The 11,112-nt window shown below is 51.5% G+C and carries 7 protein-coding genes; 4 read left to right on the forward strand and 3 right to left on the reverse strand.

The genetic code is table 11. The features are described 5' to 3' along the window. The first annotated feature begins 340 nt into the window (after positions 1-340). Both C3F13_18385 and C3F13_18390 read left to right on the forward strand, forming a co-directional pair. On the forward strand, positions 341-2,164 hold the full coding sequence (locus C3F13_18385) for a hypothetical protein (GenBank protein PWB49807.1): 1,824 nt from the start codon (positions 341-343) through the stop codon (positions 2,162-2,164). A 630-nt stretch (positions 2,165-2,794) separates the two neighbouring features. After that, the gene (locus tag C3F13_18390) at positions 2,795-4,387 is read left to right on the forward strand and encodes a hypothetical protein (GenBank protein PWB49808.1); all 1,593 of its coding nucleotides are present in this window, start codon (positions 2,795-2,797) and stop codon (positions 4,385-4,387) included. Between the two features lie 243 nt (positions 4,388-4,630). Here the strand turns inward: C3F13_18390 and C3F13_18395 are convergent, their stop codons facing one another. Both C3F13_18395 and C3F13_18400 read right to left on the reverse strand, forming a co-directional pair. Continuing rightward, a complete protein-coding gene (locus C3F13_18395) occupies positions 4,631-5,197 on the reverse strand; it encodes a hypothetical protein (protein ID PWB49809.1) in 567 nt (188 codons plus the stop codon). 20 nt (positions 5,198-5,217) lie between these two features. Continuing rightward, complete coding sequence (locus tag C3F13_18400; protein ID PWB49810.1) at positions 5,218-5,535, reverse strand: PadR family transcriptional regulator; 318 nt, start codon at positions 5,533-5,535, stop codon at positions 5,218-5,220. A 346-nt stretch (positions 5,536-5,881) separates the two neighbouring features. Between C3F13_18400 and C3F13_18405 the strand changes: the two genes are divergently transcribed. Together C3F13_18405 and C3F13_18410 are read left to right on the forward strand one after the other, a co-directional pair. Continuing rightward, positions 5,882-6,880 (forward strand): aldo/keto reductase, encoded by a 999-nt coding sequence (locus C3F13_18405; GenBank protein ID PWB49811.1) that lies wholly within the window; start codon positions 5,882-5,884, stop codon positions 6,878-6,880. 344 nt (positions 6,881-7,224) lie between these two features. Beyond that, a complete protein-coding gene (locus C3F13_18410; protein ID PWB49812.1) occupies positions 7,225-7,608 on the forward strand; it encodes a nuclear transport factor 2 family protein in 384 nt (127 codons plus the stop codon). A gap of 261 nt (positions 7,609-7,869) precedes the next feature. On the opposite strand, the gene C3F13_18415 is transcribed toward C3F13_18410, so the two are convergent. Beyond that, the gene (locus tag C3F13_18415; protein PWB49813.1) at positions 7,870-10,569 is read right to left on the reverse strand and encodes a hypothetical protein; all 2,700 of its coding nucleotides are present in this window, start codon (positions 10,567-10,569) and stop codon (positions 7,870-7,872) included. Between the last annotated feature and the right edge of the window lie 543 nt (positions 10,570-11,112).

Raw genomic sequence — 11,112 nt, forward strand, 5'->3', positions numbered from 1 at the left:
CCCCCATTAACAATGATTATACAGATTTTTTTCCGAAAATCAACTACATCCTGCACATTTTCGGATAAGAATGATGCTTAAAGAATGTCAGTCCAGAAAATCACACAACTTATAACAATATGTGCTATTATTCACCAATACCAGGTCTCACAAACAATATCATTTCCGATTGCTTATCACTATATATTGACGACACCAAGGTATAGCATTGCCAGCCCGTGATTCGAACAACGACTTCATCAGAAAGGACATAGCCTTCGAAGAAAATTAGCCCCCACATTTGAAAAACCCCCGATAAGAGAACGAGCGACTGATTTCCATAAAACACAGGAGGATAATCATGAAAATCATAAAAACACTCTTATTGTTATGTGGGATTTTCGCCCTGCTTGGCTCTGGCCAGGCATCTGCGCAAATCGACCGAATATTTTCCATTAATTCATCCCCCAATATCCCAAATGATATCGATTGGTATTTTGAAACGAACCAGGCAGGTGATACCTCACCTTTAGATCACCGCGCCCTGACTGTTGGAGACAAGTGTGATGTTAATGATGATGGCTATGATGATCTGATCGTCGGGAAGCGTGATTACAACAGCCTGGCCCTTGATAATGGGATTGCCTGGCTTTTCCTGGGCAGCGCCAGCGGATTGCCTGCTTCCCCCAGCCTTACTTTCAGCCCTCCCTACACAGACCAGTATGGCTTTTTTGGTGAACAGGCGAAGTGTGCCGGGGATGTTAATGGGGATGGTTATGATGACCTGATCATCTCCATGGACAATTACGACAGCACAGCATCTGATGAGGGTGCTGTCTACGTCTATATGGGCTCCGATACTCCGGATACAACCTACGATTGGATGGCGCGTGGCAACAACACCTATGCCCATTTTGGTGTATCGGTAGACAGTGCTGGCGATATCACCGGGGATGGGTATGATGATATTATCGTCGGCGCGAATGGCAATGATTACGCCGGAGTCACTGCCGCATACGTCTGGTACGGTAGCGCAAGTGGTTTAGGTGCCAGCGGTTTGCCCATTAATGCCGATTGGACTGCTACGGATAGTACATTTTCGATTGGTTTCGCCTATCAAGTACGCGGGATCGGCGATGTGAACGGCGATGGCTATGACGATGTGCTGGTTGGGGCGCATCTGTATGATGGCCCCACTAATCAAGGTGCAGTTTTTGTGTACTACGGCTCTGACACCGGGCTGGGACTCACCGGAACAACCGCCAACGCCGACTGGATGGCTGTCGGCGAGCAGGCCAGCGCCTATTTTGGTTATGGATCAGATGGCGTTGGAGATCTAAATGATGATGGCTATGATGACCTGGCTGTAGGTGCTTACGCGTACGACAATCCAGAGGTTAACGAAGGAAAAGTCTTTGTTTGGTATGGTTCCAGTACAGGGCTGGGGGCCAACGGCACCCCTTCCAATGCCGACTGGACTGCCGAGTCGAACGTCGTAAGCGCTGTGTTAGGCTATGCGGTGGTCCCGGCTGGGGATGTGAACGGAGATGGGTATGACGATTTACTTGTGACCGCAAGTAGTTACACCGGGGGTGGCGCCTGGTTTGTGTGGACCGGCTCGGAGGCAGGACTCGGCGATAATGGCACCCCACAAAACAGTGACCGGTCTGGTTACAGTGATCAGGCTGATGCGAACCTGGGGCGGGATAATGCGAGCGCTCTGGATGTCAATGGTGATGGCATGGATGATATTATCGTGCCCGCCAGGTTATATTCGAATGGTGAATTCTCTGAAGGGATGGTGTTTGCGTATTATAACGTGGCGATCAGTTTTAGTTCTGCCTCCTACACGATAGGCGAATCAGACACAACAGCTACGATCACAGTAACCCTCACAAGTCCCCGGTTAGTTACCATTCAAGTGGACTTCGCCACATCCGATGGTACGGCAACTGCAGGAACAGACTATACAGCTGCATCGGGAACATTGACATTTCCCGCGGGCGAAACCAGCAAAGTCTTCACGGTGACGATTCTCTCCGACGATAAACATGAATCTACTGAAACGATCAATATAACTCTCTCATCTCCTATCAATGCCATCTTAGGTTCACCATCGTCAGCAGTATTGACTATTTTAGATGATGACAACAATAATATTTATACGCCTATGATACGGAAATAAATGGCAAATAGATAGTTATCAAAGGAGTGATCCTTGATATCGGGGTAATTCTTATTTCGATGGTGAAGTAACAGAAAGAATAGCCTGTATTTTTAAGCCGGATTCTGGCTAAGGTCGTGATCCTAATACCATCCGACGACCGAAGCCAGAATCCTTTCTTTATGTAAACCATCATCCAGGGGCGATACTTCAACGGTCTGCTTGATGAGTATCATGCGATCGATGCAGTCCAGGCCATTATTTATGCTTCACCGCCGAGGGGAGCGACGCTGACTGCGGGTAAAATGCAGTGTCTTTAACGGCCTGTGTGGCCTTGGTGGGAGAAAATGAAGTATCCTAAAAATGTGGTTCGGTATGAAATGTGTGAGGGGGGTGCGATTGTTTGCATAGCGGTTTGTTTTATAGCTGTTCCAGGATTATACTTGCTTAGCTCTCCCAAGTGAAATTATAAACAAGGGTAAATAAGTCGGTAATACTTTTCTTGCAGCGTTTTGAAGGGATTTTTCTATCGATTCCATCGGCTGTGCTTTCGAATAGCTATATAATCTAGCTAACTTCATTCCCACCCGGTTTGAACGGAACTGTGTGGGTTATATTTTCGTCTTCCCCATGATGACAAGAGGAGGCTGTATGAAGACGAATAAAAGACTTTCTTTTGTGTTCCTGGCTCTCTGCCCACTTCTGACCGCTATCATCTTTCTCCTGGTGATTTCCGGAGTCGCCCGGGCCGATGTAGGTGTGCACCCCGTGCTCCCTGGTGGCAGCAGCCTCCAGCCTGAAGGAGATACCCCTGTTCAGATGGAGGCGGAGATCGTCGCGCTGACGGTGCGCCTGGCCACTCCGGACGATAATGCCATCCTGCAGCTGAACCCGCAGGCTTATGGGCTGGACCTGTACCCCGTCTGGTACCCGCTGGTTGCCGAGGTCCAGGCAAATTTCAGCATGCTTAACCCCACCACCAGCACCATCGAGCTCACCACCTGGTTCCCCCTGGCTTCCGCCCTGGAAGGCGTTGATTGGGAGCTCAACCCTGACGAGAGCGTGCCGCGCATCGCCAGCTTCCAGGTGGCCGTGAACGGTAGCCCTGAGGATTTCTCGGTGGCCGAGCTGCCCAACCCAAAAGGGGCTGATAAACCCGACCTGCCGTGGGCCAGCTTCCCCGTCGCCTATGCTCCCGGTGAGGCCACGCAGATTCGGGTCAGCTACCTGGTGCCGCTCACCCAGGCCATTAAAAGCAGCGAGTATGCCCTGTACTATGTCTTCCAGACTGGGGCGGGTTGGGACGGACCCATCCACAAGGCCGAGCTGGTGCTGGACCTGCCTTACCCCGCTTCAGAAGCCACCCTGCAGCGCGTAAATCCCCAGAAGCTGAGCATCCCCTACCCCATGTCTTACCCCGGGTCAGTCATCCCATCTCAGGCAGTGACGCAAGGCAACCAGGCGCGCTGGACCTGGACGGATTTTGAGCCCACCCCCCAGGATGATTTTGCGGTGTGGCTGGTTGACCCCGCGCTGTGGAATGAGCTTGAGGTAGCTCAATCCGCCGTGCAGGCTGACCCGCAGGATGGGCAGGCCTGGCTGGAGCTGGCAGGCATTTATCATTCTCTAGCCACCCGTTGGCTCTACCGCCCATCAATCTTCAGCCAGAGCTACCTGCCCGCAGGCCTGGAAGCGTATCAGACGGCCTCCCAGCTTTTACCAGAGCATCCCACCCCTCATATTGGTCTGGCGTTGCTCAGCCTCTCCCAATACGTGGCAGAGGCCAACGCCCCCGCCGAGATGATGCAGTTTTTCTATGATCAGATGCAAATCGCCCGTGAACTGGAAGCCCAAAACCCTAGCCTGGCAGAAGAGGGTGGCTTGCCCAGCCGGATCGGCGATGATGCCCTGAGCTATTACTTTAACTCGATCACCGCCACAGCTAATTTCGCGGCTTCCAGCACCGCCGAAGCCAAACAAACCCAGGCAGCCGCGATCACCTTTACCCCTACACAGACCTCCACTCCTCAGCCCAGCGTTACACCTTCCCCGCTCTCGTCCCCTTCTCTTTCTCCGCTGCCCCCCAGCCCTTCACCTTCCGCTGTGGTCCAGCCAGAGACAGCCGATTTCCTCGGCCGGGGGCTGTCGACCATCATCATCCTGGGGGCTGCTTGCTCGATTCTTATAATCCTCCTGGTGGTAACCCTGGCTGTCTTTTCCAGAAGAAGTCACACGCGGGCATAGCCTCCGCTTGCCTCAGCGAAAACACTGCTTAAGCGCCTTATTTTCAAGCGTGTGGCCTGGTTTATCAACATGGGCGTGCCTTGTGATCTTTTATTGGTGAGCTGATCCCCAAAAAAACTCCCCCGGGGTGGTCCTCCAGCCGGGGGAGAGTATGAAGGGTAAAGCGCTGATGGTTTCCTGGTTGAATTTTTTAGGGGTTTACTTCCCCCGGTGAAAAGTTCCCTCCTGATATCCGACCGATTCCTACAACTTTGCGTGCCTGAGCTGGTTGATTCGGCGCAACAATTGGATGACAACTACCACGTAAATCGGTATCAGGATCATATAGCACAGCTTGGCGAATAAGTAAAAAGCGTTGACAATTTCCAGAGTACCTGATGATGACAATGGTTGCTTCGGAAAAACCCTAAATGCAATGAACACCAAAAAAAACAGGAAGAAGGCCATATAACCGAGCAGGCGCTGGTATTTACGGATCTTCGATTCACGGTCAGTGAATATCTCCGAGGCGTTATTGTTACTGTTAAAGGTACGCCAGTATCGCCAGTTAGACATCTCACCAATATACTGCCATCCTGCATCAGTAAAGATCTGCTGGTATTCCTGGATTTTATCCGCCCGATTGAGAGGCATATAGTCTAATCGGTAGGTATACCGCCGGGGTTCGCCTCGCTCGAACGTGTATATGCAGGGCAGATGCACTGAATTGAGATGCAGGCCTTCCGATGACATCTCCTCCAGCCAGGTTTCTTCTTTTTCATCTTGCCATGGCCAGAACCATTTGGTCCGTTTGATTGTTAATGCGTCCATCTTTCCTCCTTTTATTTGCCTTATTCCAACACGGATCCACTGCGGACCATGATTGATAGGCGCTTGACCTGTTGCTTCAAAATTTCGCGTCCCTTTTCGGTCAGTGCGTAGATCTTTCGACGTTCCTCTTCGCCAATCTTAATAATTAGGGCTTCCTTCTCCAAGGCCTGCAGCGCTCCATAAAGGGTACCAGGGCCGATTTCTACGCTACCCTCACTGAGACGGTCTACTTTTTGCATAATGCCGTAACCATGCAGGGGTTCAGTAAGCGCTAGCAGGATGTAATAGGTGCTTTCTGTCAGGGGAATATATTTTTTATAGTTGTAGGGTTTGTCCATATCTTGCTCCGGTCAGAATTGTTTATACCGTTAGACGCTATAGCGGTTTGTGATATAGCGAGATACGATATAACGTATGCCGATATAATATCATACGGTACTTTGTCTGTCAAGATGTTTTTAATATGAATTTTTGATCTGGTTGGGAATACCCTGGCTCACGAAGATGCCTGATGGGCCTGATTCAAAAACATACCTGAGTCAGATCTGGGATGGACATATGATTTCTGCGGCTGGTGGTTCACAGGCACTTGCATGTGAGTTTTTTCTAAATGATTATTCCCAAATTATTAACCTTTCGGTTCAGTATCAATGGGATAATCCTACAGAACAAAGGAGGAATTATATGAAACAGCGTAAGATTAATGGTACTTTGGTAGGCGAGATTGGTCTGGGCTGCATGGGCATGAGCCAGTCTTACGGCCCCAGTGATGATAACGAATCGTTGCGCGTGCTCGATCGTGCCGTGGAGCTGGGCTGTAATTTTTGGGACACGGCCGATGTATACGGTGCGGGTAAAAATGAGCTGCTGGTAGGCAAGGCCTTGAAAAAGCACCGCCAGTCGGTCTTCCTGGCTACCAAGGTTGGGAATGTATATGACCGCAACCTCACCACCCACCAGGATCAGGTGCAGGCGAATGCCGGTTGGATCGTTGATGGCACGCCAGCATATATCCACAAGTGCATCGACCTGAGCTTGCAGCGCCTGGGAGTGGATGTGATCGACCTCTACTATCTTCACCGGGTGGACCCGCAGGTCCCCATTGAAGATACGATGGGTGCCATGGCTGACCTGGTGCGTGAAGGCAAAGTTCGCTACCTGGGGCTGAGCGAAGCTTCTGCCGATACCATTCGGCGTGCAGTCAAGGTCCACACCATCACTGCCCTGCAGTCTGAATATTCACTGTGGACGCGCCACGTGGAAGCAGAGATCCTGCCCACCTGCCGTGAGCTGGGCATCGTCTTTGTGCCTTACTCACCCCTTGGGCGTGGTTTCCTGACCGGCACCGTCACCGACATCGATCAACTCAGCGAGAACGACTTCCGCCGCCGGAATCCTCGCTTCCAGGGTGAGAACTTCCAGGAGAACCTGAAGATCCTGCCTGTCATCCAGCGCATCGCCGACAGGCAGCATGCCACCCCCGCTCAGGTTGCCCTGGCCTGGGTGCTCAAGCAGGGGACCGACCTGATCCCCATCCCTGGCACCAAGCACTTGCGCTACCTTGAAGAAAACCTGGCCACGGCAGAGATTACCCTAACTCCTGCTGACCTGGGTGACCTTGATCGCATTCGCCCCCATGGTGAGCGCTATCCGGAGGTCAACCGGGCATACGTGCAAAAATGAGCCAATGAGCCTCCCATAAATCCCTAAATATAAGGCCGGATATCTTACGATCCGAGAGCTCATCAGTATAGATCCATCGCATTCCAGCTACAGCCCATTCCGCTCGTTCCCACCGACTTGATGTAAGGTCGAAGCATTCGGATGAATTTCGGTATAACTGTATTTCTTCATATCCGAATGCTTCGCCCCAACCATGCGTTTTATGGTTAATATGTTATAAAATTATCGCTGGATCATTTATACGCTCGACCTGTCGGACATCAGATATCGATCACTGACAATGGTATGACATATCAACAGCTATTTTGCAGTGTATTAACTTCGCTAAAGGAGGCCATCTTCCCATGAGCCCTGTCCGCATGGAACGCCTCGAAGCGGGTGTGCGCACGCTGATCGCCTTCACCGAGGCCTTCAACCACCGCGACCTGCCCGGTATGCTGGCCCTGGTCAACGAGTCGTGCGTCTTCGAAGACAGCACTCCCGCACCGGATGGCAAGCGCCTGGTGGGCAAACCGGCACTCGCTCAATACTACCAGGAGCTCTTCGCCCGGTTGCCGCAGTCGCACCTCAAGATCGAAGAATCATTCGGTTTTGGCTACCATTGCATCCTGCTCTGGCGCCACGACTGGGATGAGCCTGACGGCCGACAGGCTCACCTGCGCGGTGTCGATATCTGCCGCGTGCAGGATGGTTTGATCCATGAGAGGCTGTCTTACACGAAAGGGTGAAACAGGCTGATCGCCCATCTATAGCAACGTTGAATTTTCATCCTCCGTTCCATCCTGTCGTAGGGGCGGGTCTTTGACGGGTCTTCCGATAATGAAGGGGTCATCACATTTTGTTATCAATATCTCGCTCACTCACTGGTGACCCGCCCCTACAACTCTCAATCGGAAATGCTTCGCCCCAACCAAAGTGATACGGGCGTAGGGTTTTTTAAAACATTCGGGCTGCCCACTTTCTTACCGGGCAGCCCGATTGAAGTTAATTTACTTTCTCGACCATGGCAAGAAAGCTGGCTCGCCCCACTGATACCTGCTCACTTGCACGTTGTCAATTCGGCCGCCATTGTAGCCGTCCATACCGATGCCTGTGTCTCGCGCCACGGGTGCACCCGTACAGGTATACACTTGCGTGCCCGTGCCGCCGTTGATCTTGGTCAGCAGGATGGTCACGTTGTTATTCACATCGACCGAGACGCGGAGATGGGCATTAACAAAGACTCCGGAGAGGCCGAAAAATCCCAACCCGAACGGTGATGCATTATTGTGCTGGTAGCATGCACCAGAGTCGAACGTTCCATTTCCATCATTATCCTGGATTTTTACAAATATAAAATCACTTCCAGGATCGTAATTCAGGGTAAAACCGGAATATTGAGTCCCTCCACCTGGGGTGAGCGAAATGTCGCCTTCCATCACTTTCGCAGTGACGCTATTAAAACTTGTTATGGCCGCGTCGGTTATACCCAGGCTACCAACCGCGATCTGGTTCACCACGGTATAGTTCGCTGCCCGGTAGCTCCAGGTTGGGCCTAAGGGGCCGTCCACGTGGTTAAACTGGTCCAGCAGGACGGTGCGGTTAATACGTACATTATCCATCTGGCCACCACCGTAGCCCACGATACCCGCCAGATCGCCCTCGGCTACCGGGGCGCCAGCACAGGTATATACCTGGACCCCAGCCCCGCCGTTAATCCGTGAGAGCACGATGGTTACCACGCGGGCGGGGTTCACGCTCACGTGCAGGTGGGCGGTAGTGAACGGTGACGAAAGGCTGAAAAATCCTGGACCAAAAGGACCACCGTTATTACCTATATAACAGCCAAAATGAGTAAATTGGCCGTTACCAACATTATCCTGGGCTTTAAGGAAAAGGTCAGTCACACCGGCTTGATAGTTGAGGACGAAACCCGTGTACTGGACACCGCCACCGGGTTTCAAAGAGATATCCCCCTCGATTTCACTGGTCGCCAGGCCATTGTAAGTCGCTAACGCCAATACGTTGTATCCTTGGGCTACGCCGTTGACAATAGTAAATTCGCCGTCTCTAATCACCCAGTTGGAGCCAAGGGGACCATTGGCGCGTGAGAAGTTATCCTCGAAGTTGTTGATGACCTGGAAGTTATCCACCCGCCCCCCGCCGTAGCTGGCCATACCCACACCATACCCCTCCGGGCCAGGCGCAGTATTGCAAAGATAGTGAGCTGAGTCTGTGCCTCCGTCAATCTTCGTGAGCCAGACACTTACCAGGCGCGTTGCCCCGACGTCGATCTTCATATGTGCGCTGATGAAAGGTGTGACGTCGCGAAATCCGTCAAACGAACCCGAGTTATTCCCTCTGTAACAACCAAGCTTCTCAAAATTCCCGTTTCCGTCATTATCCTGGAACTTGATGAACAGGTTGTCGACGCCTTCGTCATAGTTCAACATCAGGGCAGCGTACTGGAGGCCCCCGCCCGGGGTGAGCGAGATATCAGCTTCCACCCGGTTACTGCCCAGGCCATTATACAAGGCCACGTTGTTTGCAAAGGTAGAAGACACGGCCTTACTACCCTTAATCATCATGCTCCCCAGGCGCATCCGCCAGTTTGCGCCAAGTGGTCCATTTTGAATATTAAAATTGTCTTTGCTGACCGGTGTTGCCGGGGAGGTCGACAGGTTATCGATGCGCCCGCCACCATACGATCCGATCCCGACGCTAGAACCTTCGAAGGCTGGAGCGCCACTGCATACATAGGTCTGGGTGCCTGTGCCGCCATCAATGTGCGATAGCTTTATGGTGACCACCCGGGCTGCGCTGACCTTGACGCTCAGGTGTGCAGAAGTGAAGGATGAGGACAGGCCAAAAAAACCCAATCCAAATCCGGCGCCATTATTACCAAGGTAACAACCACCTGTATCGAAACGACCATCGTGGGAATTATCCTGGATTTTTATGAACAGATTATTCACACCTGCGCCGTAATTCAAAACCAACGCCGAATATTGGACCGTGGTCCCCTGGGTGGAGATATCCGCTTCCATGTTATTGACCCCGATGCCGCTGTAAACTGCCAGTGCTGTTGTAGTATAGCCAGATGTGGTTTGAGCACGGTTGCTGGCGATTGAAATGGTACCGTTCACCGGGCTCCAGCTTGCACCCAGGCTGCCATTCGGCCGGTTGAAGTCATCCAGGTTGCCGGGGGTAGAGGCGGGCAGGTTCACCTCGTCAGGGTTTTGGTAAATCTCCCCTGCAGTGGTTAAGCTTGCGTCCAGGGCTGGATCGAGCACCTCGGGCACTGATAGCAGTGCTTCGTCCGGGGTGACCGCAAAGGGTATGGCGGCAAGGTCGGGGGCGACAGGCAACGTGCTATCGAGCGAGCCATCCGTTGTTAGTTGTGTGGTAACCGTATACACGGCGCCAGGTTCCGCAGACACCTCCGGGATCGCCGGTGGCAGGTATGGCTGCCCATTTTCATCCAGGATGGAATAATCGTGCATATCCTCAGGGCCACTGGCGGTCGGCCAGGTCGAGGGGGCTGCATCTTCAATAACCGGAGTTGGACCCGGTTCGGTTAAATCGACCGGGGGTTCATCTCCGGGCGTTTGAGCGCTGCCCACCGATGATGGCTGGATTGCAAAGGTGAACATGAACAGCAATACGAACGCAATTCGTAGCATCTGAGAAAACTGTGAAGTGCGAGACATTAGACCTCCTTACTCGATTGTTGGTTGAAAAACGGTGTGCTTATCCCATGTGTAAATCATATTAATTATACATTAATTATGAATATTTTTACCAGTGAAATATAGAATTTCCCATATTAATTGAATAGAATGCGAATTTCGCAATCCTGTTTGTACCTAATAGAAGTCGCAGATTGGCGTCGCTTAAGCAGCCCTTGGATAACCCGGGGGTGCTAGATCATTCACGGATGGGTGGGTTTCATCTTTTATTTAGACATATCAAATTTCATATTATGGTACTCCAATTATCTCCCATGCGAATACCTATCATTCTCGCTTGACTTTAATCCATAATAATGCTAATTTTATAATGCCTGAGCATAACATAGATAAATTAGTATAGTACTATCTGGTAGTTCATATCTCATGGGGAAAAGTGGACTGGACTGGAATGGGAGTATGTTTTTTTGAAAGGAGGGAAAATACCAGGATGGACTGTGTAAGTTCTCCTTCATGTCTCTGATTAAAATTCACCTCATGTTCTGAGAATATTTGGAGGCACTA

The organism is Anaerolineales bacterium, assembly GCA_003105035.1.
In the GTDB taxonomy this organism is placed as follows: Bacteria; Chloroflexota; Anaerolineae; order Anaerolineales; family UBA4823; genus FEB-25.